General features: G+C 64.1%; 28 protein-coding genes. 14 read left to right on the plus strand and 14 right to left on the minus strand.

All coding sequences use genetic code 11. The features are described 5' to 3' along the window. The first annotated feature begins 19 nt into the window (after window positions 1-19). Together ACP7EY_RS20360 and ACP7EY_RS20365 are read left to right on the plus strand one after the other, a co-directional pair. Window positions 20-955 carry a diacylglycerol/lipid kinase family protein gene (locus ACP7EY_RS20360; protein ID WP_426196852.1) on the plus strand — a complete coding sequence of 312 codons (936 nt, stop codon included), beginning with the start codon at window positions 20-22 and terminating at the stop codon, window positions 953-955. 48 nt (window positions 956-1,003) lie between these two features. Next, window positions 1,004-1,840 (plus strand): metallophosphoesterase family protein, encoded by an 837-nt coding sequence (locus tag ACP7EY_RS20365; protein ID WP_426196854.1) that lies wholly within the window; start codon window positions 1,004-1,006, stop codon window positions 1,838-1,840. A gap of 13 nt (window positions 1,841-1,853) precedes the next feature. Here the strand turns inward: ACP7EY_RS20365 and cls are convergent, their stop codons facing one another. The 3 genes from cls to ACP7EY_RS20380 form a co-directional block, all read right to left on the minus strand. Next, window positions 1,854-3,254 carry a cardiolipin synthase gene (cls, locus tag ACP7EY_RS20370; RefSeq protein WP_426196856.1) on the minus strand — a complete coding sequence of 467 codons (1,401 nt, stop codon included), beginning with the start codon at window positions 3,252-3,254 and terminating at the stop codon, window positions 1,854-1,856. Window positions 3,255-3,272: 18 nt separating this feature from the next. After that, on the minus strand, window positions 3,273-5,432 hold the full coding sequence (locus tag ACP7EY_RS20375; RefSeq protein ID WP_426196858.1) for a site-specific recombinase: 2,160 nt from the start codon (window positions 5,430-5,432) through the stop codon (window positions 3,273-3,275). Window positions 5,433-5,570: 138 nt separating this feature from the next. Then, on the minus strand, window positions 5,571-6,137 hold the full coding sequence (locus ACP7EY_RS20380; RefSeq protein ID WP_426196860.1) for a DUF3617 domain-containing protein: 567 nt from the start codon (window positions 6,135-6,137) through the stop codon (window positions 5,571-5,573). A 156-nt stretch (window positions 6,138-6,293) separates the two neighbouring features. Here ACP7EY_RS20380 and ACP7EY_RS20385 point away from each other — a divergent pair, with 156 nt between their 5' ends. Then, window positions 6,294-7,433 (plus strand): sensor histidine kinase, encoded by a 1,140-nt coding sequence (locus tag ACP7EY_RS20385; protein WP_426196861.1) that lies wholly within the window; start codon window positions 6,294-6,296, stop codon window positions 7,431-7,433. Window positions 7,434-7,440: 7 nt separating this feature from the next. After that, window positions 7,441-8,055 (plus strand): response regulator transcription factor, encoded by a 615-nt coding sequence (locus tag ACP7EY_RS20390; protein ID WP_426196862.1) that lies wholly within the window; start codon window positions 7,441-7,443, stop codon window positions 8,053-8,055. Window positions 8,056-8,076: 21 nt separating this feature from the next. On the opposite strand, the gene ACP7EY_RS20395 is transcribed toward ACP7EY_RS20390, so the two are convergent. The 4 genes from ACP7EY_RS20395 to ACP7EY_RS20410 all read right to left on the minus strand — a co-directional run bounded on the left by ACP7EY_RS20395 (window position 8,077) and on the right by ACP7EY_RS20410 (window position 10,294). Further along, window positions 8,077-8,748 carry an OmpA family protein gene (locus ACP7EY_RS20395; protein ID WP_426196863.1) on the minus strand — a complete coding sequence of 224 codons (672 nt, stop codon included), beginning with the start codon at window positions 8,746-8,748 and terminating at the stop codon, window positions 8,077-8,079. Between the two features lie 118 nt (window positions 8,749-8,866). Then, window positions 8,867-9,013, minus strand: coding sequence for a lmo0937 family membrane protein (locus ACP7EY_RS20400; RefSeq protein WP_426196864.1), 147 nt, complete (start codon window positions 9,011-9,013; stop codon window positions 8,867-8,869). A gap of 89 nt (window positions 9,014-9,102) precedes the next feature. Next, window positions 9,103-9,318, minus strand: coding sequence for a hypothetical protein (locus ACP7EY_RS20405; RefSeq protein WP_426196866.1), 216 nt, complete (start codon window positions 9,316-9,318; stop codon window positions 9,103-9,105). A gap of 253 nt (window positions 9,319-9,571) precedes the next feature. After that, window positions 9,572-10,294, minus strand: a complete 723-nt coding sequence (locus tag ACP7EY_RS20410) for a glycine zipper 2TM domain-containing protein (RefSeq protein ID WP_426196868.1) — start codon at window positions 10,292-10,294, stop codon at window positions 9,572-9,574. Window positions 10,295-10,590: 296 nt separating this feature from the next. Here ACP7EY_RS20410 and ACP7EY_RS20415 point away from each other — a divergent pair, with 296 nt between their 5' ends. After that, the gene (locus ACP7EY_RS20415) at window positions 10,591-11,322 is read left to right on the plus strand and encodes a Crp/Fnr family transcriptional regulator (protein WP_426196923.1); all 732 of its coding nucleotides are present in this window, start codon (window positions 10,591-10,593) and stop codon (window positions 11,320-11,322) included. A 105-nt stretch (window positions 11,323-11,427) separates the two neighbouring features. On the opposite strand, the gene ACP7EY_RS20420 is transcribed toward ACP7EY_RS20415, so the two are convergent. The 3 genes from ACP7EY_RS20420 to ACP7EY_RS20430 all read right to left on the minus strand — a co-directional run bounded on the left by ACP7EY_RS20420 (window position 11,428) and on the right by ACP7EY_RS20430 (window position 14,377). Further along, complete coding sequence (locus tag ACP7EY_RS20420; RefSeq protein WP_426196870.1) at window positions 11,428-11,649, minus strand: glycine zipper 2TM domain-containing protein; 222 nt, start codon at window positions 11,647-11,649, stop codon at window positions 11,428-11,430. A gap of 40 nt (window positions 11,650-11,689) precedes the next feature. Then, window positions 11,690-12,007: a BON domain-containing protein gene (locus ACP7EY_RS20425; RefSeq protein WP_426196925.1), complete on the minus strand. Its 318-nt coding sequence runs from the start codon at window positions 12,005-12,007 to the stop codon at window positions 11,690-11,692. Between the two features lie 195 nt (window positions 12,008-12,202). Next, window positions 12,203-14,377: an AsmA family protein gene (locus tag ACP7EY_RS20430; RefSeq protein ID WP_426196872.1), complete on the minus strand. Its 2,175-nt coding sequence runs from the start codon at window positions 14,375-14,377 to the stop codon at window positions 12,203-12,205. A 206-nt stretch (window positions 14,378-14,583) separates the two neighbouring features. Between ACP7EY_RS20430 and ACP7EY_RS20435 the strand changes: the two genes are divergently transcribed. The 6 genes from ACP7EY_RS20435 to ACP7EY_RS20460 all read left to right on the plus strand — a co-directional run bounded on the left by ACP7EY_RS20435 (window position 14,584) and on the right by ACP7EY_RS20460 (window position 17,905). Beyond that, window positions 14,584-14,967 (plus strand): DUF4398 domain-containing protein, encoded by a 384-nt coding sequence (locus ACP7EY_RS20435; protein ID WP_426196874.1) that lies wholly within the window; start codon window positions 14,584-14,586, stop codon window positions 14,965-14,967. Window positions 14,968-15,063: 96 nt separating this feature from the next. Continuing rightward, the gene (locus ACP7EY_RS20440; RefSeq protein WP_426196876.1) at window positions 15,064-15,981 is read left to right on the plus strand and encodes an OmpA family protein; all 918 of its coding nucleotides are present in this window, start codon (window positions 15,064-15,066) and stop codon (window positions 15,979-15,981) included. A gap of 63 nt (window positions 15,982-16,044) precedes the next feature. Further along, complete coding sequence (locus ACP7EY_RS20445; RefSeq protein WP_426196878.1) at window positions 16,045-16,617, plus strand: ferritin-like domain-containing protein; 573 nt, start codon at window positions 16,045-16,047, stop codon at window positions 16,615-16,617. Window positions 16,618-16,747: 130 nt separating this feature from the next. Further along, complete coding sequence (locus tag ACP7EY_RS20450; protein ID WP_426196879.1) at window positions 16,748-17,077, plus strand: DUF883 family protein; 330 nt, start codon at window positions 16,748-16,750, stop codon at window positions 17,075-17,077. An 18-nt stretch (window positions 17,078-17,095) separates the two neighbouring features. Next, window positions 17,096-17,482, plus strand: coding sequence for a phage holin family protein (locus tag ACP7EY_RS20455; RefSeq protein ID WP_426196881.1), 387 nt, complete (start codon window positions 17,096-17,098; stop codon window positions 17,480-17,482). A gap of 24 nt (window positions 17,483-17,506) precedes the next feature. Beyond that, window positions 17,507-17,905: a hypothetical protein gene (locus tag ACP7EY_RS20460; RefSeq protein ID WP_426196883.1), complete on the plus strand. Its 399-nt coding sequence runs from the start codon at window positions 17,507-17,509 to the stop codon at window positions 17,903-17,905. Window positions 17,906-18,014: 109 nt separating this feature from the next. Here the strand turns inward: ACP7EY_RS20460 and ACP7EY_RS20465 are convergent, their stop codons facing one another. The 3 genes from ACP7EY_RS20465 to ACP7EY_RS20475 all read right to left on the minus strand — a co-directional run bounded on the left by ACP7EY_RS20465 (window position 18,015) and on the right by ACP7EY_RS20475 (window position 19,297). Beyond that, the gene (locus tag ACP7EY_RS20465; protein WP_426196885.1) at window positions 18,015-18,416 is read right to left on the minus strand and encodes a hypothetical protein; all 402 of its coding nucleotides are present in this window, start codon (window positions 18,414-18,416) and stop codon (window positions 18,015-18,017) included. Window positions 18,417-18,486: 70 nt separating this feature from the next. Further along, the gene (locus tag ACP7EY_RS20470) at window positions 18,487-18,639 is read right to left on the minus strand and encodes a DUF3309 family protein (RefSeq protein ID WP_426196886.1); all 153 of its coding nucleotides are present in this window, start codon (window positions 18,637-18,639) and stop codon (window positions 18,487-18,489) included. Between the two features lie 199 nt (window positions 18,640-18,838). Further along, entirely contained in the window at window positions 18,839-19,297 is a 459-nt protein-coding gene (locus ACP7EY_RS20475) for a glycine zipper 2TM domain-containing protein (RefSeq protein ID WP_426196888.1), read from the minus strand. Between the two features lie 320 nt (window positions 19,298-19,617). Here ACP7EY_RS20475 and ACP7EY_RS20480 point away from each other — a divergent pair, with 320 nt between their 5' ends. The 3 genes from ACP7EY_RS20480 to ACP7EY_RS20490 all read left to right on the plus strand — a co-directional run bounded on the left by ACP7EY_RS20480 (window position 19,618) and on the right by ACP7EY_RS20490 (window position 21,875). After that, window positions 19,618-20,163 carry a hypothetical protein gene (locus tag ACP7EY_RS20480; protein ID WP_426196890.1) on the plus strand — a complete coding sequence of 182 codons (546 nt, stop codon included), beginning with the start codon at window positions 19,618-19,620 and terminating at the stop codon, window positions 20,161-20,163. Between the two features lie 50 nt (window positions 20,164-20,213). Then, complete coding sequence (locus tag ACP7EY_RS20485; protein ID WP_426196892.1) at window positions 20,214-20,528, plus strand: BON domain-containing protein; 315 nt, start codon at window positions 20,214-20,216, stop codon at window positions 20,526-20,528. A 111-nt stretch (window positions 20,529-20,639) separates the two neighbouring features. Next, window positions 20,640-21,875, plus strand: a complete 1,236-nt coding sequence (locus ACP7EY_RS20490) for an AI-2E family transporter (RefSeq protein ID WP_426196894.1) — start codon at window positions 20,640-20,642, stop codon at window positions 21,873-21,875. Window positions 21,876-22,113: 238 nt separating this feature from the next. Here ACP7EY_RS20490 and ACP7EY_RS20495 read toward each other — a convergent pair whose 3' ends face one another. Further along, window positions 22,114-23,028, minus strand: a complete 915-nt coding sequence (locus ACP7EY_RS20495) for a YihY/virulence factor BrkB family protein (protein WP_426196896.1) — start codon at window positions 23,026-23,028, stop codon at window positions 22,114-22,116. Window positions 23,029-23,085: the final 57 nt, after the last annotated feature.

A 23,085-nucleotide genomic window follows, 5' to 3' on the forward strand; every position in this document is an offset into this window, starting at 1 on the left:
GGAGTAGAACCTGGACGATTTGAACAAGCCGCAAGCGCTGACGCCGGGCGCGGCGAAAAGAAGCAAGATCGCCGTGATCATCAATGGCGGCGCCGGCGCCGGTCACGACGAGCACGCCGCGCAGGCCTTGCAGAGGCAATTTGCCGCCGTGGGCTGCCACGCCAGCATCACCCTGGCCAAGAGCGGCGAGGACATGATGGCCAGTGCGCGCCAGGCCCTCGCCGATGGCGTCGACGCCATCGTGGCCGGTGGCGGCGACGGCACCATCAACGCCGTCGGCTCGGTGGTGGCGGGCAGCGGCATGCCCTTCGGCGTGCTGCCTCTGGGCACCCTGAACCATTTCGCCAAGGACATCGGCGTGCCGCTGGCGCTCGAGGCGGCGGTGCGCAATGTGGCCGAAGGCATGCTCATCGCGGTCGATGTGGGCGAAGTCAATGGCCGCATTTTCCTGAACAATTCGGGCCTGGGCCTGTACCCGGACATCGTCCACGACCGCGAAAAGCAGCAATCGCGGCTGGGACGGGGCAAATGGCTGGCGGCCGCGTGGGCCACGGTGGCGGCGCTGCGCCGCTATCCCTTCCTCAAATTAACCCTGTGCATCAAGGGCCACAATCACCTGCGTGCGACACCGTTTGTGTTCATCGGCAATAACCAGTACAGCATGAGCGGCCTCACCATCGGCGAGCGCGCCAGCCTGCAGGACGGTTTGCTCAGTGTCTACGTGGCGCAGCGGCCGGGCCGGCTGGGCCTGCTGCGCTTTGGCTGGCGTGCGCTATTCGGCAAACTGGCCGCCGAAGCCGATTTCGACGCCATGCTGTGCGACCAGTTCGACATCACCACCCACCACAAGCGCCTGCGCGTGGCCACCGACGGCGAAGTGACGATGATGCGAACGCCGCTGCGCTACAAGATTCGCCCGGCCGCCCTGCGCGTGATTGTGCCGGTCGCTAAATAAATCGCCGCCACCGCCCTCGGCAGGCACAAGAACAACAACAAGGAAGCCATGCGTACCCTCGTGCATTTATCCGATCTGCATTTCGGCAAAGTCGATGACGACTTGCTGGCGCCCCTGCGCACCCTGATCGAGACCATCGCGCCCGACGTGGTGGTGGTCTCGGGTGACCTGACCCAGCGCGCCAAGAGCGTGGAATTCGAGGCGGCGCGCGCTTACCTGGACAGCTTGCCGGGGCCGCAGATCATCGTGCCGGGCAATCACGACATCTCGCTCTATAACGTGTTCCGCCGCTTCGTGCAGCCGCTGACGCGCTACAAGCGTTTCATCACGGACGACCTCGAGCCGATCCACATCGACGATGAAATCGCCGTGCTCGGCATCAATACGGCACGCTCGCTGACGTTCAAGGACGGCCGCGTCAACCACGAGCAACTCGCCAGCATGCGCGCCGCCTTTGCCGGTCTCGATCCGGCCATCACGCGGGTGGTGGTGACCCACCATCCCTTCGACCTGCCCTGCAAGCAGGGCGACGACGACCTGGTCGAGCGCGCGCCGCTGGCGATGCAGGCGTTTGCCGAAGTGGGGGTGGACGTGCTGCTGGCGGGACACTATCACCTGAGCCACGCGGGCAATACGGCCGAGCGCTACCAGATCAGCGATTTCGCCGCCCTGGTGGTGCAGGCCGGCACCGCCACCTCGACCCGCGGGCGTGGCGAAGTCAATTCATTCAATGTCATCCGCATCGACGGCCCCCGCATCGAGGTGGACCGCTACGGCTGGGATATCCTGGGCAAGCAGTTTTCCCGGCTGCAAACCGAAACCTTCATGCGCAGCGCCAGTGTCTGGTCGGCCCACAACACGGGCATGCTGGCGGCCGGGTTGTGAGGCGGCAGGCCGCTCAGATCCAGTAGGCGGTCAGGCGCGAGGCCCACTCCTTGATGCGGTCTGACATGGGGCGCCGGCTCCATTGCTCGCGGCTGACTTCTTTCGAGTCACGCAGATCTTCGCTGAAGGTGCGTTCCATTTCCTGGCCGAAGGCGGGATCGAGCACGATCAGGTTCAGTTCGTAATTATGGATAAAACTGCGGCGGTCGATATTGGCCGAGCCGACCGTCGACCAGGTGCCGTCGATGACGGCGGTTTTCGCGTGCAGCACCGCCACTTGCAACTGGTGGATCCTGACGCCGCCGGCGAGCAGTTCGTCGTAGAACGCGCGCCCCGCGTGCAGCACCAGGCCGTGGTCGGTCACCCCGGGCAGCACCAGGCGCACGTCGACGCCGCGGCGCGCGGCGGCGATCAGGGCATCGACGATCTGCTGGTCCGGCACAAAATAGGCGCTGGTGATGTGGACGGTTTTTTTCGATTCCCCGATCGCCAGCACCAGCGACTTGTAGATTTCATAGCCCTTGTCGGGGTCGGTCGCCAGCACCCGCACCACCTTGTCGCCCAGCGCGCTCAAGGGGGGGAAGTAATTTGCCTCGGGCAGCTCGCCGGCATCCTGGTGCACCCAGTTGTTGACGAAGGAATATTGAAACGCGGCCACGGCCGGTCCTTCGACTTTCACGTGGGTGTCGCGCCAGCCGATTTTCCGGTTGCCCAGTTCGGTGGGGCGGCGGCTTGCGCCGAAGAAGGAGCTGTTGGCGTAGTCGCTGCTGATGTTGATGCCACCCGTAAATGCCGTGATCCCGTCCACCACCAGCAGCTTGCGGTGGTCGCGGTTGTTCACTTCCCACTTGCCCACGCGGGCGACGGGATTGACGGGATTGAAGGCCAGCAGATTGACGCCGCCCGCCTTCATGCGTTCGAAAAACGCTTGCGGCACGCTGAGGGTGCCCACGCTGTCATACATCACATTGACGGTGAGGCCCTGGCGGCGCTTTTCGATGAGCAGGTCGGCAAACTGCAGGCCCAGTTCGTCCTGGTCGAAGATATAGGTTTCCAGGTTGACCGTACTTTTCGCCTCGCGCACGGCCGCCATCATTTCCTTCATGGTGGCGGGGCCGTCGATCAGCAGCGTGACTTTATTGCCGGCAATTAAGGGCACGCCGGTGGCGGCTTCTTCCTGGATCGCCAGCGCCTTCATGTCCGGGGTGGCGCGCGCCCAGCGCCGCGCCAGCAGCGCCGCCGCCTGCCTGCTTTGCACGGGACCGCCGGCGTTGGCCACGGCCGGGGTGGCCCTGGCGCCAGCGCTGCGCTCGACCGCGGGCAGGCTGGCGCAGGCCGGCAGCAGCAGGCTCGCGCACAGCGACAAGGTCAAGGTGACGCGCGCCCGACGGCTTGCCGTGGAAGTATGGTTCATTGAATGCCTCTGCTCGTTTCAAGGTAGGGGAGTGGGGTCCCGTGGTCCGACAAAAAAATCGATGGGCGCCGCCAGGAAGCGCCGCCCCAGCGCCTTGAGCAGGCGAATGCCGTGGTTGAAGCGAATCTTGCGCGCGCGCAGGGCCACCCAGAGTGCGAGCGAAAAGCTCACCAGCAGGTTGACCGCGCCGATTCCCAGGAAGCCCGCAACGGATGTCGCCGTTAGTTGCCAGCTTACATGATGATCGAGGGCAACCAGCGCCGTGGAGAAATTTGCTGCTGAAAATGTCACATGGCGAATATCCAACGGCAGGCCCAGTAGGTACCCCAGGGTGCCCGTGACGCCCAGCAGGATGCCGAAAAACAGGTTTCCCATCAGACCACCGAGGTTGTTTTCCAGGTACTCGGCCAGCCGCGCCAGGCGCTGCTGGCCGACCCAGCGGCCCAGCGTGCGCAACTGGCGTACCCGTTGCGCCATGCGCGTGTACAGGGCCTTGTTGTCGTAATAGCCGGAAATCAAGCCGGCCACGAACAGGCAGACCCCGGCCACCGCCGCATACATCAGGGCCAGGCTGTGGAAGGGATCGATGTCGTGCAGCAGGTGCATGGCCTTGTCGGGCGTGACCAGGTGGGTGCCGGTGGTCTTGTGCCACAGCATGGCGATCAGCCAGGCCACCGGCAGCGCCGTGGCCAGGTTGCCCAGCACGGCCACGCACTGGGTGCGAAACACCTTGTTGATCAGGGTGGCCATGGTATCGAGGTCGATATGGCGGCCATCGCGGCTCGACAGGGCGGCGGCGATGCGCGAGGCGGTCATGGCCGGCTGCTTGGTGGCGATCGTAAAATGCAGCAGGTGGATGAAGATGAAGCCCAGCGAGTAATTCATGCTGAACAAAAACGCTTCGACCAGCGGCGCGCTGCGCAGGTAGCTGAGCAAAATCTTGAACAGCGCCATGAAGCCCACCACTACGCCGGCCCCGGCCGAGGAGGCGAACATGTGGCGCAGTTCGGCGCGCGATTCGGCAATATAGTGTTCGCCCGTGCGACTGGCGTTTTCCGTCACGTTCTTGGCCAGCAAGTCGATATTGGCGGCAAACAGGCGCCGCACTTCGTACTTGGTGTTGTGCGCCTCGACCAGTTCCTGCGCCAGGGCGATCGCGCCGGCGCAGCGCAGGCTCACGGGCGGCGCCTGGGCGGGACTGGCGTCCTGGGCCAGCGCGTGCACGTCCACCGTGGGCGCGCTGGGCAGGGCGCCGCTGACGTCGACCAGGAACAGCAGTTTGTGCAGGCGGTCGATGCTCTGGCTCAAGGCCAGCAGCACATAGGTGAGGGCCACGCTGGTGCCCTGGCTGGCGGCGGTCTTGCGAATCTTGCCGATCAGCGCGGCGCACTGGTCGAGCATGACCAGCAGGTGGCGGGCATCTTCCGGCGGCGGCCCGTCCGCCTCGAGCATGTTGCGGTAGCCCTCGAGGTAGGCGTTGACCTCGATGTTTTGCATCATGAACGGCGAGGCGAAGGTTTCGATGTCGGGATTGCTGCGCACCAGTCGCGGCTCCAGTCCCAGCGCGCACACGCGGCAGGACAGGGTGCGGATGGCGTCGAGCAAGCCGGCCAGCACCGTGGCGCGGGCGCTGCGCAAGGGGGCGGCCGGGGTGGCGCCGACAATGATGTCGAACAGTTCCATCCAGTCGGCCGCCGGCACCGATTGAATCCAGCGGAAATCGGTGTCGACGTACAGCACCTCGTCGATGGCGTCGGCCAGGTAGCTGTGTTCAAGGGCGGGCGGCAGGACGCGGTAGGCGATCCGGCGCTTGAGTTCGGCGACAAAGCCGTCGTTCGACAGGATGCCGATGTCGGTGTACAGGCTGGCATGGCGGCGCTGCTCGAGCACGGTGCATATGGCGTTGCCCAGGCCGGCGGCAAGGTGCGGCTCGCCCCGTAGCAGGGCCGACAGGGTGCGCACATTGGTGGCGGCGATCTCGGCCTGGCTGGGATGATGTGGCCGCAAGGCTGCCACCAGTTCGGTCAGCAGGATGATGGTGTTGACCTCGGCCAGGGCGCTGGCCACCTCGGTGGCGTTGAAGGCCCGGGTGTCGATGACCAGCGCCGCGCTGTTGGGGCCGGACCCGAACAGATCAGGGCGCGACAGTGCGGCGATGCGCTCGAGAAGTGGAAGCATGGGTAAGGGCCTGGTGCTGTGCAAAACTGCAGTATACGTGCCGACAGGCGATCAACTGTGTACGCTAGCGTACGAAGGCCGACAGACTTTGCCGCACTGCACAATCAGCGCCTGGCCGGCCGCCGCACTTCGGCTGGCTTACTGGCCGGCCTGGTCGGCTGGCGCGATGGCGCCGCAGGCAGCGCCCAGCCAGCGGCCCTCGGTCGCGATTGTCATGCTGTGCTCGCCACCTGGGCCGCCGCTGGCGCGGGTGGTGGCCGTGTAGCTGGTGGGGCTGCTGAAGATGGCGCTGCCTTCGCCGCTGGCGACCGGCTTGCTGCAGCTGAAGGAATAGTCGAGGCTGTTGCTGCCCACGGGGGTGTAGCGGTAGTTGCAATTGCCTTTCTGTTGCACGGGAAACTGCTGACGCGCCGCCATGGCCGCGGTGATGCAGACCTTGGCGCTGATGCCGCCGTTGTCCATGACCACGCCGTTGCGCGCCATCATCGCCTCGATCTGCTTGCGCTGGCCCGGGTCCATGCTGCCCATTTGTTGCTGCGCCGCCGCCAGCATCGCTTGCATTTGTGAGCCGCCGGCACCGGACGGCTTGTTCCTGATCTCCCACAAGCCCGGTTTGAACAGGGGTTCGGCGGCGCCGGCCGGCAGGCACGGCAGGGCGGCGCAGGCGCTGGCAAGCGACATGATGAGGATGGACACTGGTTTCATGGGGGGAGCTCCGCAGTCGATGAATGGGGCCAGCATAGCGGAAAGGCGGCCGCGCTGTCGCCCGTTGCATCGGCGACAAGGCAGACCTGACGTTTGTCACTGGCGTAATCGTGGTCCAGTACGCATACTTGGAACAATGACCACCCGAACCTTCCCATGACACTGTCGACGACGCCATTTTCCCGCCTGCGCCGGCTGGCGCGCCTGCCCTGGGTGCCGCCGGCGCGGGGGCAGGCCCCTTACGTGTGGGTGCTGATGCTCGCATTTGTGTTGCTGAAATACTGGTCGGTGCCCCCGAACGCCATCGAAATGGTCTTGCTGGCGGTCACGGTGCTGGGCTTTCTGCCCCTGTATTTCTACAGTTACTGGTGCCGCGGCCACCGGCGGGCGCTGGTGATTGGCCTGACCTGTGCGTTTGGCGCCGCCTGGTCGACGCAGAACCTGGGCGCTTCGACCTTCTTCATTTTTGCCTGCGGCATGTGTGCCGGCATCGTTTCGCTGCGCCTGGCGTACGCGGGCCTGGCGGCGGTGATCGGGGCGGCGCTGGCGACCGGCCTGTTGATGGCCGGGCAGCAGCGCGTGCAATTCCTGGTCCCCGTCTTGCTGATCGGTACCCTGGTGGGACTGGCCAGCATCACGGAAGCGCGCCTGGCGCGCTCGCGCACCTTGTTGCTGAGAAAGCAGGAAGAGGTCGAGCAAATGGCCACGATTGCCGAACGCGAACGCATCTCGCGCGATCTGCACGATTTATTGGGACACACCTTGTCCTTGATTACGCTGAAAGCGGAGTTGGCCGGCAAGTTGTTCGAGCGCGATCCGGACGCTTGCCGACGAGAAATCGGTGACATCGAACGCAGCGCCCGCGCCGCCCTGTCCGAGGTGAGGAGCGCCGTCAGCGGCTATCGCCAGTCGGGTTTTGCGCAGGAGCTCGACAATGCGCGCACCAGCCTGGCCGCCGCCAGCGTGCTGCTGCACGCGGACGTGGCCGCCATCAGCTTGCCGGCGGCGGCCGAAAACGTCATGTCGCTGGCGCTGCGCGAAGCGGTGACGAATATCGTGCGCCACGCGGGCGCCAGCGAATGCCAGTTGAGCTTGTCGGAAGTGCAGGGCGTGCTGGTGCTGCGCATCGCCGACAACGGCCAGCGCCTCGCCGGTGGCGCCCACATCGAGCAGGGCAACGGCCTGGCCGGCATGCGCGAACGGGTGGCGGCGCTGGGCGGGCAACTGGCCTTGCGGGTCGAGCGGGGCGTGGCGCTGGAATTGCGCCTGCCGGGCGCCGTGCCGGTGCGCGCGTGAGGGTCGCATGAGCGCCCCCATTCGCATCCTGATTGCCGAAGACCAGGCCCTGGTGCTGGGCGCGCTGTCGGCCCTGCTGGGACTCGAAGCCGATCTCGAAGTGGTGGGACGCGCCGCCAATGGCCGCGAAGCGCTGGCCTTGTGCCGGGCGCTGGCCCCGGACGTCGTGCTGACCGACATCGAAATGCCCCTGATGACGGGCCTGGAACTGGCCGCCGCGCTGAAAGAGCAGGGTGGCGCCGCCCGCGTCATCATCGTCACCACCTTCGCCCGCAGCGGCTACCTGCAGCGGGCGCTGGCGGCAGGGGTGCGCGGCTACCTGCTCAAAGATGGGCCCGCCGATGCGCTGGCCGCGGCCATTCGCACGGTGCACGGTGGCGGCCGGGCGATTGCGCCCGAGCTGGCGCTCGAAGGGTTGCGCGGCCAGACCGATCCGCTGACCGAGCGCGAACGGCAGGTGCTGCGCCTGGCCGGCGCGGGCAAGAGCAGCGCCGAGATCGCGCGCCAGATTCACCTGTCGGAGGGGACGATCCGCAATTATTTGTCGGAAGCGATCAGCAAGTTCGAGGCCGGCAACCGCGTCGACGCTTTCCGGATCGCCCGCGAAAAAGGCTGGCTGTAGCCGGACGCTGCGCGACGCCGCTCAGCCGCGCGAATCTCGCTCGGCCACGTAAATTTCAACGCGGCGGTTGCGCGCGCGGCCGGCCGGGTCGTCGTTGGCGGCCACCGGCTCGCGCGCACCGCGGCCATCGACGACGATGCGGTTGGGCTGTACGCCGCGCATGGTCAGATAGTCGCGCGTGTGGGCGGCGCGCTCGAGCGAGAGCGGATCGTTGATGGCGGGCGAGCCGGTCGAGTCGGTGTGGCCGATGATGGTCACGGTGGTGCCCGGGTTGACGTTGAGGGTGCCGGCAAACTGCTCGAGCACGGGGCGGAAGTTCGGCTTGATGTCGGCCCGGCCCGTATCGAAGGAAATATCGCTGGGGATATCGAGTTTCAGGCGGTTGTCCTGGGTTTGCGACACTTGCACGCCGGTACCCCGCGTCGCCTGCTCCATCGCCTGTTTTTGGCGCTCCATGCGCTGCGACCAGACATTGCCGATCAGGCCGCCCGCGGCTGCGCCCAGCACGGCGCCGCCGGCCGCCCGGTTGCCACCGCCACCGCCGGTGGCGCTGCCGATGATGGCGCCGAGACCGGCGCCGATGCCGGCCCCGGTCGCGGTGCCACGCTCGGTGGGCGACATGTCGGCACAGCCAGCCAGGGCCAGGGCCAGCGCCACTGCCGTGGATTTCCTTAAGAAATTGATATTTTGCATGATGGTCTCCGCAATGGAAAAATCCGTTTCGCCGTCACGTCCACCACTGTGGAACATGACCGCGAAACGGATCGGGCTGGCATCAGCGAGATGCCCCTGCCTTGAGTTTAGTCTAAACCTAGATGCCGCGACCGCTGATCAGTTTGACCAGAATCATGATCACTGCAACGACCAGCAGGATGTGCAGGAAGCCGCCGACCGTGTACGAAGTGACCAGGCCCAAAACCCACAGGATCAGAAGAATAAGTGCAATGGTATAAAGCATGATGACATCCTTGTTAGTTGGTTGGCGACTGTTTCGTCGTGAAATCAGTGTCGCCCGTCAGGCGAATTTGTTCCGTTCGCTGGCGTACGTTAAAGATAACTTTTTTGCGCCGCCTGAGAACGTCCCATCCATCCCATGAAGCCGCACAAACCGACCAGTCCGACCAGGCTCGTCAACAGACCGCCCGCCAGCAGAAACACCACGTCCTGGGGCTGTTGTACCTCGCCCGCTCCGGCACTGGTCAAACCACAGCCGGTCACGAACAAGCCCCAGACGATGATGCCGACCCAATACAGTTTATTCATGGTGTCTCCCGGTTGAACAGCGCCCTGAGATGGGCATGAAGCAATTCTGCTGCCTGCTCGACAGGCAATCCGTGCGCTGGCGCACGTTGTAAATAAGAAAAACTTTTGATGGACGAAACAGCATGGTGACTGTTGTTTAATTGGGCGAGCGGGCGGCGGGAATCACAGCCTGCGGTGAAAGCACCAAAAAAAATGCCACGGGGTGAGGCCCGTGGCATGCTGGTCGTCGCGCCGCAGCGCGGACGGAACCGGATTAACGTACCGAGCGCAGCGAACCGTTGACCACCTTGACGCGGTTGCCTTCGCGCCAGCCTGGGGCGTTCTGCTGGTGGAAGGTGCGGGTGCCGCCATCGTCCATGCGGACGCGGATTTCGTAGCTGTGGTTCGCTTTCATGTTGCCTTCGACCTGGTTGCCGACCACGGCGCCGCCGACCGCGCCGGCAACGGTGGCCAGCTGACGGCCCGTTCCGCCGCCGACCTGGTTGCCCAGCAAGCCGCCGAGGATGGCGCCACCGGCCGCACCGACGCCGCTGCCCTGGGCGCGGGTGGTGATTTCACGCACCGACTCCACGTTGCCGCAATGGTTGCACCAGTTTTTTGCCGGTGCCGCCGCCGCCACCTGCTCGGGACGGTAAGCCGCCTCGCGTACCGGTGCTGCCTGCTGGCGCTCCGGTTCGATGTAGTTCGACGGCGCCGGGGCCGGGCTCAGATTGGCGGCCAGCATGGCCGGCGCCGGCTGGGACGCCAGGTTGGCGCTGCCCATCTTGGCGGTCAGCACGGCCCGGTCCGCTTCGCTCAGATCGCCGCGTGGGGCGGCACTCGCCTGCGCGCTGCCAGCGCCGACCGAGGTGGGGATCCAGCCCATGATGGCGGCGATGCCGACCGCACAGAACAGGACGACGGCGATCGCGGCCAGGATCATCAGGGGATGCTGGGCCGAACGCGCTTGTGCGTTGTGGTTGAGGGGAGATTCCATAGTAGTCCTTTGGGTGGTTTCGGGCCGGGTTCGACGCTGCGAACGGCCTGGCGACTTGGGCGGCCACGATGGCCGCGCAGAGTATCTTGCTTGGCATTGATTCTCTCGCGTAACAAGGCGCTGCTCCGTGCGTCACCGTACATACTTTCACTAATCGACGCCGTAAGCTGTTTTAAAGTGTTTGTAAATGTAAGTTCCCCCATTTAATAAATGGTTCCCCCAATGCAGGAAAACCGGCGAGTCACATGCCTCAACTTACCCATCTGGACCGCCAGCGGACCGGTCATGCGGGGCCGATGGCTTCTGCGTCGCCCATAACAAGGGCGGAAACGGTGACCAATCAATTGCTGGCGGCCCTGCCGCCAGCCGACCTCGAGCGCCTGCTGCCCATGCTGGAAACGGTAAGGGTGGCGGTGGGCGATGTGCTGTACGAACCGCGCGACCCGGTGCGCGCCATTTATTTTCCCCATGACAGTTTGATTTCCTTGCTGGGCGTGGCCGAAGGCCGCATGACGCTCGAGGTGGGCCTGGTGGGCCGCGAAGGCATGCTGGGCGCGACGGTGGCACTGGGGCACGAGGTGGCGCAGGTGCGCGCGGTGGTGCAGCGGGCCGGCACCGCCAGCCGGATGGACAGCGCCAGTTTTCGCGCCGAATTCGCCGGCAACCCCGCGCTGCAACGGGTGCTCTACCGATACACCGACACCTTGCTGGCGCAGGCCATCCAGATCGCCGTGTGCAGCCGCTTCCACGTGCTCGAGGCACGGCTGGCGCGTTCGCTGCTGGTCACCCGTGATCGCCTGCAATCGGACAAATTTCACCTGACCCACGAGTTCCTCGCCCACGCGCTGGGCGTGCGCCGGGTGGGCGTGACCAAGGCCGCCAGTGCCTTGCAGCAGCAGGGTTTGATCATCTATAGCCGCGGCAACATCGAAATTCTCGACATCGAGGGCCTGGCGGCGGCGTCGTGCCAGTGCTACGAAATTGTCAAGACAGCGGGCGAAGCGGCCCGCTCGACGGCCTTCGTGTAAGCGCGTGTAGCCGCACGAGCTCGGGTTTTCTCTCAAGAAAAACCTGGCGCAGAACGACAAAACGCCCCGCATGCGGGGCGTTTTGCTGTGCCAACAAGTAAAGAATTACTTGGTGGTTTTGACCTGGTTGCCGATCACGCCGCCGACGGCTGCGCCGCCGATGGCGCCGACCGGGCTGCCGCCGGTCAGAACGCTGCCGGCAACGGCGCCAACACCAGCGCCAACGGCCGTGTTGCGATCCTGGTTGGACATGCCGGCGCAGCCGCTGACGCCCAGAGCAACAACGATAAGGGAAGCGCTGACAACGATTTGTTTAATGGTTTGCATGAGAAATCTCCTGGTGTGGGGGTGGGATGTGACTTGAGGCTTACTTCAGACGCAGGTCGTTTTTGACCGATTTCACGCCGTTCACGGAACGCGCTACCGTGGTTGCGGTGGCGATGTTTTCCGCCGAGCTGACGAAACCGCTCAACTGGACGACGCCTTTGTAGGTTTCGACGTTAATTTCTGCGACTTTCAAGCTGGGTTCCTTGACGATGGCCGCCTTGACGCTGGTGGTCACGGCAGCATCATCGATGTACTGGCCGGCGGTCTCATGCTTGTCGCCGGCGGTCGATGCGCAGCCGACAACGGTGGTCAGCATCAGGGCGGCAATCAGGGTCGTGGCGAATTTTACGTTTTTCATAAGGTGTCCTTGGTGATGAAGCGATTCTTGTTCTTGCGGCGGCTGTCGCGGGCAATCAGATTGCAAGGAGCCGCCGATGAAGTTAAGAATAGTCGACCCTGCCAGGATGGTCTGTTCGCCAACGCACACAGGGTTGCTTAGCACACACTTTGTTACAAACTTGCTCACACTGTGTGCCAGCGCCCCTGCTTGCCTTCAACGGCTGTTCGGGATGGCGCGCTCGCCCGTGCGGGCAGGCGCCGGTGCGGCGGGGCTGGCGGGTGCGCGCTGTGCGACGGGCGCGGCCTGGGTCGGCGCTGTTGCGCGCATGGTTTTACCGGGCGGCGGCGCCACCGGCTTGACACGCGCATTGGCCAGCAACTGCCCGCACGGGCTGCTTTCACCGGGCCCCGTATTGATCAGGGGCAGCAGGGCGGCCACCGGCGCGGCCAGCGTGGCCAGCGCGGCCGCGCCGCCCGCCTTCATCGCCACCACGCTCTTGTCGACGCCCACGCGCGGCTTGCTGAACGGGCCATCGACGTGCAAGGGGGCGCGCAGCGAAAAGATGCGGAAGCTCTTCGTTTGCGGCTGCAGGGTCAGGGCCAGTTGTTCGTCGGCCAGGTTGATGGTGCCGCTGGCATGCACGGTCGCCTCGTCGGTATCGACCAGGAACACGCGCGTTTGCATCAGGCCGTTGGTGACGGCGAAATCGGTGGCCATGCAATTGAGCTTGACGGGCTTGTCGCCAAATAGTTTGGTCAGCACGATATTGCCCACGTTCAGGCCCATCTCTTCCAGCAGGAGCTTGCTCACGGAGCCCTGGTTGACCAGGGTTTTCAGTTCGCCATTCGATTTGGCCAGCAAGGTCGAGACCGAATTGCCGACCGCCGACAACTGGGCGTCGCCGTCGATCTGGCCGATGGTGGCCTGCATCTGCTCGAGCGTGGGAAACAACTGCTTGATCTGCAGGTGGCGCGCCGTCACCTTGGCCGTCGCCTTGATGCCATTGACGCCATCGGCGCCGCTGCCATCGAGCTTGATGTTCGACACCATGGTGCCACCGGCAATGTCGAAATTGAGGGGATTGAGCGTCATCACCCCCGCTTGCATGACGATGTGGGTGTTCAAATTGGTGATGGGAAGCTGTTTGCCGCGCACGATTTTGTCGGCCGTGAACTTGACGTCGGCATCGACGGTTTTCCAGCGGTCCGTGCGGAAGGTTTCAACCGGCAACACCTTGCCGCTCGGCTGCACGGTATCGACGCCGCGCGCGGTCTTGCTGGCGTTCGAATCGGCGCCGATGATGGGTCCCAGGTCTTCCAGGCGCAGCAGTTTGGCGTTGACGTCACCCGTCAGGATGCCGCGTGGTTTGCCCGTTTGAAACGACAGCTTGCCGCTGATATCGCTCTCGCCCACCTTCCCCTTGAATTGTTCGTAGGTCCAGCGGCTGCTGTTCTGGTCGACGGTGCCGATCAGGCGGCCCGAGGTGCTGTAGGCGGGCGTTTCCGGCAGCAGCACGCCGGTAAATTCGTACAGGCGCGCCATGCTGCGCCCAGCCAGTTTCAGGCGCAGGTCGACGGCGATCGCCTTGGCGGGGCGGGCCACCGTGCCATCGGCCTCGATCCGGGTGGCGCCCGAGTGAAACGCCGCCTTGACGGGGAAGGGCGCGCTCTGATTGCTCAGCGACAGCACGGCGCCGGCCTTGCCGCCACCGGTGACGGCGGCGCCGTTGTAGCTGCCGCCCAGGTTCCAGGCGACGCCATAGACGGGGTCGCCGGCGAGGGTGTCGACATCGGCGCGCACCTTGATTTTTTCGTTGGCGTCCTCATACATGACCACACCTTTGGCAAACACCACGCGCTGCAGGTCCACCGTCCACGGCGACTTGTCGTCTTTGCGCTGGAAGGTCCAGTTGTTGCTGCCGTCGGCCTGGCGGACCAGGTCGATCGACGGTGCCTGGAACTGCAGCAAGGGCACCGAGATGGTCTTGTGCAGCAGTGCGAACGGATTGAGCGAAAATGCCAGCATGCCGACGCTGGCGGTGTCGCGCGCAGGCAGGCCGGCGGGATTGCTCACATGGACGTCGCGGGCAAGCACATGCGGCCAGACGACGTGGTCGCGCCAGCCGCCGCTGCGCCCGGCGCCATCGGGCGTTTGCCAGCTGAGCGACAAGTCGCCGCGAATGGCGAAGGGCCGGCCGAGGGCGTCGCTGGCCTTGGCGTTGATCCACGGCCTGGCCTTGTTCCAGTCGTAGGTGAGCAACAGCGCCAGCGCGAGGACGGCAAGGGCGATCAGCAGGCCGGCCACCCACAGCACGATGGTGACGCCGCGGGACATGGGGCGGGCGCGGGAGGCGGGTGGGGCGCTGCTGGGCGCGTTGGTGTCGGGCATGACTATCCTTTGTTGAGCTTGCATAAATGGCATTGATCGTTTGAGGGTAGCGTAATCGACCGCCGGCTGATGTGCGGTGGCGCACGCAGCGCCGCGAGGATAGCCGATTGACCCGCGCTGTGGGCGATATGTGCGTCAGCGAACCGAACTTGCCAAAGAATCAGCATATAACGTTAAGTATCAAATGTTAATCACGGAGAAGCCTCATGAAATTGGAAACAGTCACCCCCCGCTTGCTCAATCTTCTCGGCGTCGCCGCCATGTTGTCGCTGGCCGCTTGTGCCAGTTCACAGAAGGCGCCCGCCACCGCGGACGTGGCCGTGTCCAGAAATGCTGTTGAAAATGCCGTCAGCGCCGGCGCCGCCGACCTGGCCCCTGCCGAGATCAACATGGCACGCAGCAAGATGATGCGTGCCAACGAGGCGCTTGCCGCCAAAGACTATGTGCTGGCACGCCAACTGGCCACCGAAGCGCAGGCCGATGCCAAGCTGGCGCAGAGCAAGGCCGGTTCGGCCAAGGCCAATGCCGCCGCCAATGCCCTCGACGCCGACTTGCGCGTACTGCGCGAAGAAGTCGACCGCAACCGTTAATGGCCGCGGTCCCGCGCCGGACCGCCTCACCGCGTATTGGCCTGCACTGTCACCGGTGCGCGGCCACACCCATACCAACAAGAACAGGAATTGATCATGAAATTACGCACCACTTTGACATCGGCCGTGCTTGTCAGCGCCGTGATGCTGGCCGCTTGCAGCAGCACCCCGACCACGACTTCGACGCTCGACCAGGCGCGCGGCGACTTTATCGCCGCCAATAACAACCCGCAGGTGTCGTCCTTTGCGCCGCTCGAATTCAAGCAGGCCAGCGATGCCCTCGACGTGGCCAACGCCGCCGCCGTCAAGCGCGAAAGCCTCGAAACGATCGACCGCCTGGCCTACCTGGCCAAGCAGAAAATTGCCATCGCGCGCCAGGTCGCCAGCCAGAAAGCGGCTGAAGCGGACATCGCCAACTCGGGCCGCCAGCGCGACCGCATGCAACTGCAGGCACGCACGGCCGAAGCCGACCGCGCCAAGCTCGACGCCGACCGCGCCCGCATGGACGCCAATGCGGCCCAGGCCAGCGCTGAAAATGCACAGCGTCAAGCCCAGAGCGCTGAAGCGCAGACCCGCGAAGCGCAAGCCCGCGCCGCCCAGCTCGAAGCGCAGATGGCCGACCTGCAAGCGAAAAAATCCGAACGGGGGATGGTCATCACCATCGGCGACGTGCTGTTCGACACCGACCAGGCGCGCCTGAAGCCCGACGGCGTGGCCAACGTGAAGAAACTGGCCGACGTGCTGGCGCAAAATCCGAACCGCACGGTGTTGATCGAAGGGTTCACCGACAGCACCGGCAGCGCCGCCCACAACCAGGAATTGTCCGAGCGCCGCGCCGGCGCCGTGGCCGCCGCCCTGACCGGCACCGGTGTGGCCGCCAACCGGGTCGCCATGCGCGGCTACGGTCAGACCTTCCCCATCGCCAGCAATGATGCCGCGAGCAGCCGTCAGCTCAATCGCCGCGTGGAAATCGTCCTGTCGAACGAAGGCATGGCCATCCCACCGCGCCGCTAAAGCGGGGCGGGGCACCTGAACGCAAGCATTGATTCATACACTGATACATACAAGGGAAACATCATGGACCAGCAAGCCAAGCAAGATCAGCAACCGAAGCAGCAAGCGCAACGCAACGTCCAGCACGGCTTCGATGTCGCCGCCATTCGCCAGGCCGCAGCCAAGCTCGAAGACGGCGCCGTGACCGAAGGCTACGCCGCCGACCGCGAAGCGGTCATCAAGATGCTCAACGATGCACTGGCAACCGAACTGCTGTGCGTGCTCCGTTACAAGCGTCACTATTACACCGTCAGCGGCCGCGCCAACGCGGGCGTCAAGGCCGAGTTCCTCCAGCATGCAATCGAGGAACAGGGCCACGCCGATTCGCTCGCCGAGCGCATCGTGCAACTCAATGGCGAGCCCGACTTCAATCCGGCCACCCTGACCGCCCGCAGCCATGCCGAATATGACGAGTCGACCGACGTCAACGCGATGGTGCGCGCCAACCTGATCGCCGAGCGCGTGGCCATCGAATCGTATCGTCAGATGATCGACGCCATCGGCCACACTGACCCGACCACGCGCGCCCTGTTGATTTCGATCATGGCAGTAGAAGAAGAGCACGCCGACGATATGGCCGACCTGCTGACCAAATAATTCGGCGAACGGGCAGGGATGCGCGTACGCTATCCCTGTCGCTCATGGTAAATTTGGTAATTAGAAAAACTGCATCACCCCCGCAGCGGCACCTGCCGCTGCGCCCCCTTTACCCATCAGGAGAACTATTATGTTGGAAAATATCCGCTCGAACAGCAGTGTCAATGACGCCATCAACACCACCTCGACCGATGTCAAGACCCTCGTCAAAGATGCCCAGGCATTGCTGACGGCCGCCGCCACGCTGACGGGCGAAAAGGCCGAAGAACTGCGCGGTCGTGGCATGGCCATGCTCGACGTCGCCCTGGGTAAAGCCAGCCAGGTGCAAGAAAAAGCGACCGTCAAAGGCAAGGAACTGGCCGCTACCGCCGATGTCTACGTCAAGGACAACCCATGGCGCACGATCGCCGCCGCTGCCAGCGTCGGCCTGTTGTTGGGCGTCATTCTGGGCCGCAAATAATTAACGCCGGGAGCAGCCATGGAAAAAATTGAAACAATTGTTCATGGCCCCGGCCTGATGGGCGGACTGAGCGGGTTGGTCAAAAACCTGTTCGGTCTGCTGATGTCGCGCGTTGAGCTCGCTGCACTCGAGCTGGCCGAAGTGCGCAACCATCTGATCGAACTGGTGGCCCTGTTCGCCGTCGCGGCGCTGGCTGGCTGGTTCGCGATTGCCTTCGGTACGGCCACCATCGTGGCCGCATTGTGGGACGCCATGGGCTGGAAAATCCTGTTGATCATGTTTTTGGTGTTTGCCGTCATCACCGCCGCATTGGTGCTGAAGGGCCTGTCCATGCTCAGGCAGGGCAAGCTGGCTTTCCCTGAAACAATGAACGAACTCAAGAACGATCGCGACATGCTGCTGTAAGCGCTGCCGCTACTCGGAGGAACCATGGAACACCAGATGATCGAAGTCAAAGACAAGGGCATGCGCGCGGAAGACCTGCTCAGTGTCGACGAGCGCAAGGCCCGCTTCGTGCGCCAGGGCGAAATCTATCGCATCGGCGTGGTGCGGGCGAAGGCGCAGGTCTTGCACGAAGCCCAGCCGCAGGCGCTGTTTCACACGGCGGTCGACCATGCCGCTGCCGCCATGCGTTCGAAGGTCGACACCTTGCTGACACCGGCCGGTTTCAGCGTGGGCGCCTTGCTGCCGTACGCCATGCCGCTGTTGCGCATGTTGCGCAATCGCCGCTTCGGCAACAAGAGCAAGATCGCGCTGGGCGTCGTTGCGTTACTGGGCGGTGTGGGCGTGTACATCCAGCAAAAACGGCGCCGCGAAGCGGGCTATTGAATGCTGGGCTGGCGCCGATAGGCAGACCATCGCGCTGGCATGGCGCAACGATCGATTGATCGTTGCGCTATTTTTTTGCCGGTCGCCATCATGGGTGCCGCGTGGATGGTTAGCGGCGCTCGGCCATGACTTGCGCCTGGGCGCCAGCCATGTCTTTCTTGTAGGTCGCGCGGGCGTCGTTCATGCAGGCAGTGCGCTGGGCGGCGGGCAGCTGGTGGCATGCGCCTTGCGCTTCCTGCAGGGCCGCGCCCATTTCCTTTTGCAGCCGGCGCAGGCTGGCCGCCGCGCCCGGGTCCTGGCGGAACCAGCGCGCCGGGTCGCCCTGGGCGATCTCGCGCGCCTGCTTCTGGGCGGTGGCGGACGGCACGTTCGCGTCGGTCGAGGTGGCGCTGACAGCGGGCGCCATGGCGGGCGCCGTTTGCGCCTGGGCGCTGGTGCCAACGGCGGCTGCAACAGCGCCGAACAAGGCGCAGGCGAGAACGCGCAAGGAAAGCGGGCGTGGGTTGGTCATGGCAGCTCCTGTCATCGTGAATTATCGTAGAAAAAGGTCGAAAAAAAAGCCGGCTGATGCCGGCGAGGTCTTACAAACGTCCTGTGAGCAACAAGACGATCAGCACCAGTACCAGTACGCCGGTCAGGCTGACCGGGGCGATACCCCAGTTACGGCTGTGATTCCAGGTTGGCAATACGCCGATCAGGATAAGAATCAATACAACTAACAGAATGGTTCCCATGGGGAGCTCCTAAAATTGGGGTGGGTGCTGCGGGAGGCCCGGGCGGCGCCATGGGGCGCCGCCCGGGCGGGTCGGCGACGAAAACCTCCGTCGGTCGCCCTGGAGACTGCTCTTGATGCTTGGGGGATTTGCGCAAGGCTGGCAAGCAACACCGCTTGCCAGGCGTATCGGCAACGCCCCCGACCACCACGATCAGCGATTAATAGCGGTAGACGCGGCCATCGACCAGGCGCACGCGGTTGCCCACGCGCAGGTCGTACACGCTGTCCTGGGTCACGGCGCGGATTTCACCGTTGTCCATGCGGATGTTCAGCTGGTACATGTCCTGGCCGTTCGCGTTGCGATTGGCTTCAACATTGTTGCCAAGGGCAGCGCCGCCAACGGCGCCGGCCACGGTGGCGACCGTACGGCCGCTACCGCTGCCGACCTGGTTGCCGACCAGGGCGCCCACCAGGCCGCCGATGACCGCACCGCTGCCGTTGGTGGCGCCCTGGCCACGCACGACCTGGATCGAGTCGATGGTGCCGTAGCCCGACGCGACATTGTTGTTGCTGTTGTAGCCGGCGTTGTTGTACGGGGTCGAGGTGGTCGACGCGCAACCGGTCAGCATCGCGGTGCTGGCGACGAGGATGGCGGCGAGTGTGTGGGTGGTTTTCATCGTATTCTCCTGGCGAATGTGTGATCGAAGAATAGTGCTTGAGAAAAACTTGGTCTGTGCGCTGGCGCACCGTTTCGATGCTGTTTTGATATTCGCAGCCGCAGCCGTCGCTCCGCCTGTAGGGAGGACATATTCAGTGTGACCGCGCAGGCGCCTTGTTGCGTGCACTGCCGGGGGGGGGGCACGTGGTGTGGGAGCCACAGGACTGGTTAAATCACAACATTTTTGGCCAGGAAGGTCGCTGTGTTCGCCAGCGTACAGAAGGCCAGCGCCAACTGCCGTAAAACGGTACTGTCGTTGACCAATTCCAGAGATCCATTATGCGCTACCGCCTGACCACCATCGCCGCCCTTGTACTTGCGTTAGGTTGCAACGTCGCCAGCGCCGCTGTCGATGAAGCCAAGCTGGTCTACAAGCAGGCGCAGGACAATGCCGCGTCGGCTTATAAGCTTGCACATGAACGCTGCAATGCCATTGCCGGCAACCCCAAGGATGTCTGCGTCGCCGAGGCAAAGGCTGCCCGCGTGCGCACCGAAGAGGAAGCGGGCGCGTACTACAAGAATACGCTCAAGGCCTACACCAAGTCGCGCATCAAGATCGCCGATGCGACGTACCAGCTCGACAAGACCAGGTGCGGCGCACTGGCCGGCAACCAGAAAGATGTGTGCGTCAGCCAGGCCAAGTCCGCGCTGGTGGCCACCCAGGCCGACGCCAAGGCGGACAAGAAAGCCATGGAAGCGCGCGCCGACGCCCGCGATGACAAGCGCAGTGCCGAGTACCAGGTTGCACGTGAAAAATGTGATGCATTCGCCGGGGCAAGCAAAGACAGTTGCATGACTGCTGCCAAGGCACAGTACGGCAAGTAAGCCGGGAAGTAATTTTGATTTTTTTTGACCATCCACCAAGGAGATTTACCATGACCATCGCACGCCGTTTCGCCACCATGCTGTTCGCCGCTTCCATCGTTGCCACCATGGCCGGCTGCGCTTCGACCTCGACCAAAGAAGGCACCGGCGAATACGTCGACGACGCCGTCATCACCACCAAGGTGAAAGCATCGATCTTCAATGAGCCGACCCTGAAATCGACCGAGATCAATGTCGAAACCTTCAAAGGCGCCGTCCAGTTGTCGGGCTTCGTCGCCCAGCCACAAGATGCCGTCAAAGCCGGCGAACTCGCCCGCGGCGTTAAAGGCGTAGCGACTGTCAAAAACGACATTCGCGTGAAGTAATCGGCCCGTCCAGGCGGGGCGCCATGCGCCGCCTGACATGCCGTGAATGCCCTTGCCGGTCGCGCCAGTCGCGGCCGGTTGACGTTGATGCTGCCAACTATCCAGTCTCCCATGAAGCCCGAATCCACCTTGCCCGCCGATTCCGGCACCGATGGGCCCGCAGCGACCCCGTCATTGCAGTCCCTGCCTGGCGCCGTTCCGGCGCTGGCCGAACCAGTCGGCCATTCGTTCAAATTTCCCTTGCATGTCAACGCGCGCGGCACCGCCATCGGCATCATTGCCACGGTGGCCTTCGTGTGGGCCCTGCAATGGGCTGAAAAATTCCTCGTACCTCTGCTGCTGGGCGTGTTCATCGCATACACCCTGAGCCCGGTGGTGGCCTGGCTGGAGCGGCGGCGCCTGCCCCGTGCCGTCGGCGCCACCCTGGTCACGGTGGCGATCCTGGGCATCCTGGGCGGGGTGGCCTATCGGGTGCAGGGAGAGATGATGAATATCGTCGACGAGTTGCCGGCGATTACCCATAAGCTGACCAAGGTACTGAGCGCCGGCAATGGCCAGCCAGGCACCTTTGCGCAGATGCAGGCGGCGGCCCGCGAGATCGAACGGGCCACCGCCGCGGTGGGCGATTCGTCGAAGCCGGCCGCGCGCCGCCCGGTCGTTGCCGTCAGCTCCATGCCAAGCCCGGCAGCGGGTAGCAGCATCAAGATGATGGACTGGATACTGGCCGGTTCGGTCGGGGTCGCCGCCTTCATCAGCCAGGCAACCATGGTGGTGTTCCTGGTGTTCTTCCTGCTGTTGGCGGGCGACACCTTCAAACGCAAACTGGTCAAGTTGACGGGGCCGTCCCTGACCCGCAAGAAGGTGACCGTCCACATCCTCGACGACATCAACAGCTCGATCCAGGCCTATATGTTCATGCTGCTGGTGACCAACGTCCTGCTGGCCCTGTTGATGTGGCTGGCCCTGTCCGCCATTGGCCTGGACAATGCGGGCGCCTGGGCCATCTTCGCCGGCCTGATGCACATCATGCCGTACTTCGGCCCCTTGCTGATCACCGCCTCGACGGGGGTGGTCGCCTTCATGCAATTTGAGTCGGTGCAGATGGTATTGCTGGTCGGCGGCGCCTCGCTGGCCATCGCCACCCTGGTGGGTACCTTCGTGGCGACCTGGATGACGGGCCGTATCGCCCGCATGAATCCCGCCGCTGTCTTTGTCAGCCTGCTGTTCTGGGGCTGGTTATGGGGCGTGTGGGGCCTGTTGCTGGGCGTGCCCGTCGTGGTGGTGCTCAAGGTGGTCGCCGAGCGTGTCGAGGGAATGGAAGTGGTGGCCGAGTTGCTCGGCGAGTAAGCGCGACACGGGGGAGCCCGGCGCTGCTTGGGCACCGCGCGCGCCGAGGTGGGCAAGCGGGCGGTCGCCCGGTGGCACCGACGGGGGCGAGCGCCTGGGGAGGGCACCACTTGCCGCCCGGGCCGCATCGCATTGCGCCCGGTTGGCAGGGACGATGGGGCAGGGCACCAGGGGCGCAGCCGGTATCGGCGATTCCCCATGAGAAATCTCACAGGGCCTGCTGCTGCGCCGGTCTGTCTTAGCCCTGCTGCTGTGCGGGGGCCATCGCCGTGAGGAGGTCTTTTTTGTCCCTGAGACTGCCAAGCTGGAGGGCATATTGGCGGGCGAACTGGGCGCCGAGAAAGAAGATCTGCGCGGAATAATAGACCCACAGCAGGATCGCGATGGTGGAGCCGGCCGCGCCGAAACTGTCGGCGACACCACTGTTGCCGATGTACAGGCCAATAATATATTTGCCCAGCACGAACATCGCTGCCGTGCCCAGGGCGCCGATCACCACGTCTTTCCACGCCAGTTGCAAACGGGGCAGCAGCTTGTAGATGGCGCCGAACAGCACGGCGATGACCAGAAAGCTGATCAGCCAGGCGATCCAGCCCAGGATCAGGGTGGCATCTTTCCACAAGCCGCCCACGTAACTTTCCATGACCGTCAGCGCCGCGCTCACCACCAGCGACACCATCAGCAGGAAAGCCAGCACCAGGATGATGCCAAATGACAGCAAACGGGTGCGCACCATCTCCCACCAGCTCGAGCCAACAGGCTTGGGCACATCCCAGATATCGTCGAGGCTGTCTTTTAATTCGGCGAAGACGGTGGTGGCGCCCACCAGCAGCAGGGCACCGGCGATCAAGGTTGCCTTGAGCCCCGTGCCATGGTTTTGGGCGCCCGCCAGGACCAGTTGCAGGGCCGCCGCGCCTTTGTCGCCCATCAAGCCTTTGAGCTGGCCAAACAGCTGGCCCTGGGCGGCGTCGGCACCGTAGAAAAAGCCGGCGACGGCCAACACCAGCACCATGATGGGCGCCATGGAAAACAAGGTATAAAAGGCCAGCGCAGCACCCTTGCTGCCGCAGCGATCATCGATCCACTCGTTGATCGCGCACCGCATGATGTGTGCCAGCTGGCCGGCGCTTGATTTCCAATGTTTGACTTGCATGAGTTCCTTAAGGCGCAAATGGGCGTAGACGGGCCCATTTTGCCTTAAAACCAAGAA

It is taken from the genome of Massilia sp. DWR3-1-1, assembly GCF_049898325.1.
In the GTDB taxonomy this organism is placed as follows: Bacteria; Pseudomonadota; Gammaproteobacteria; order Burkholderiales; family Burkholderiaceae_D; genus JAFCUW01.

Bases quoted from the DNA above. Each gene is read 5' to 3' on its own strand.
- ACP7EY_RS20365 (WP_426196854.1), top strand. From the start codon at position 1,004: ATGCGTACCCTCGTGCATTTATCCGATCTGCATTTCGGCAAAGTCGAT.
- cls (WP_426196856.1), bottom strand. From the start codon at position 3,254: ATGAACCATACTTCCACGGCAAGCCGTCGGGCGCGCGTCACCTTGACC.
- ACP7EY_RS20375 (WP_426196858.1), bottom strand. From the start codon at position 5,432: ATGCTTCCACTTCTCGAGCGCATCGCCGCACTGTCGCGCCCTGATCTG.
- ACP7EY_RS20380 (WP_426196860.1), bottom strand. From the start codon at position 6,137: ATGAAACCAGTGTCCATCCTCATCATGTCGCTTGCCAGCGCCTGCGCC.
- ACP7EY_RS20385 (WP_426196861.1), top strand. From the start codon at position 6,294: ATGACACTGTCGACGACGCCATTTTCCCGCCTGCGCCGGCTGGCGCGC.
- ACP7EY_RS20390 (WP_426196862.1), top strand. From the start codon at position 7,441: ATGAGCGCCCCCATTCGCATCCTGATTGCCGAAGACCAGGCCCTGGTG.
- ACP7EY_RS20395 (WP_426196863.1), bottom strand. From the start codon at position 8,748: ATGCAAAATATCAATTTCTTAAGGAAATCCACGGCAGTGGCGCTGGCC.
- ACP7EY_RS20400 (WP_426196864.1), bottom strand. From the start codon at position 9,013: ATGCTTTATACCATTGCACTTATTCTTCTGATCCTGTGGGTTTTGGGC.
- ACP7EY_RS20405 (WP_426196866.1), bottom strand. From the start codon at position 9,318: ATGAATAAACTGTATTGGGTCGGCATCATCGTCTGGGGCTTGTTCGTG.
- ACP7EY_RS20410 (WP_426196868.1), bottom strand. From the start codon at position 10,294: ATGGAATCTCCCCTCAACCACAACGCACAAGCGCGTTCGGCCCAGCAT.
- ACP7EY_RS20415 (WP_426196923.1), top strand. From the start codon at position 10,591: ATGGCTTCTGCGTCGCCCATAACAAGGGCGGAAACGGTGACCAATCAA.
- ACP7EY_RS20420 (WP_426196870.1), bottom strand. From the start codon at position 11,649: ATGCAAACCATTAAACAAATCGTTGTCAGCGCTTCCCTTATCGTTGTT.
- ACP7EY_RS20425 (WP_426196925.1), bottom strand. From the start codon at position 12,007: ATGAAAAACGTAAAATTCGCCACGACCCTGATTGCCGCCCTGATGCTG.
- ACP7EY_RS20430 (WP_426196872.1), bottom strand. From the start codon at position 14,377: ATGCCCGACACCAACGCGCCCAGCAGCGCCCCACCCGCCTCCCGCGCC.
- ACP7EY_RS20435 (WP_426196874.1), top strand. From the start codon at position 14,584: ATGAAATTGGAAACAGTCACCCCCCGCTTGCTCAATCTTCTCGGCGTC.
- ACP7EY_RS20440 (WP_426196876.1), top strand. From the start codon at position 15,064: ATGAAATTACGCACCACTTTGACATCGGCCGTGCTTGTCAGCGCCGTG.
- ACP7EY_RS20445 (WP_426196878.1), top strand. From the start codon at position 16,045: ATGGACCAGCAAGCCAAGCAAGATCAGCAACCGAAGCAGCAAGCGCAA.
- ACP7EY_RS20450 (WP_426196879.1), top strand. From the start codon at position 16,748: ATGTTGGAAAATATCCGCTCGAACAGCAGTGTCAATGACGCCATCAAC.
- ACP7EY_RS20455 (WP_426196881.1), top strand. From the start codon at position 17,096: ATGGAAAAAATTGAAACAATTGTTCATGGCCCCGGCCTGATGGGCGGA.
- ACP7EY_RS20460 (WP_426196883.1), top strand. From the start codon at position 17,507: ATGGAACACCAGATGATCGAAGTCAAAGACAAGGGCATGCGCGCGGAA.
- ACP7EY_RS20465 (WP_426196885.1), bottom strand. From the start codon at position 18,416: ATGACCAACCCACGCCCGCTTTCCTTGCGCGTTCTCGCCTGCGCCTTG.
- ACP7EY_RS20470 (WP_426196886.1), bottom strand. From the start codon at position 18,639: ATGGGAACCATTCTGTTAGTTGTATTGATTCTTATCCTGATCGGCGTA.
- ACP7EY_RS20475 (WP_426196888.1), bottom strand. From the start codon at position 19,297: ATGAAAACCACCCACACACTCGCCGCCATCCTCGTCGCCAGCACCGCG.
- ACP7EY_RS20480 (WP_426196890.1), top strand. From the start codon at position 19,618: ATGCGCTACCGCCTGACCACCATCGCCGCCCTTGTACTTGCGTTAGGT.
- ACP7EY_RS20485 (WP_426196892.1), top strand. From the start codon at position 20,214: ATGACCATCGCACGCCGTTTCGCCACCATGCTGTTCGCCGCTTCCATC.
- ACP7EY_RS20490 (WP_426196894.1), top strand. From the start codon at position 20,640: ATGAAGCCCGAATCCACCTTGCCCGCCGATTCCGGCACCGATGGGCCC.
- ACP7EY_RS20495 (WP_426196896.1), bottom strand. From the start codon at position 23,028: ATGCAAGTCAAACATTGGAAATCAAGCGCCGGCCAGCTGGCACACATC.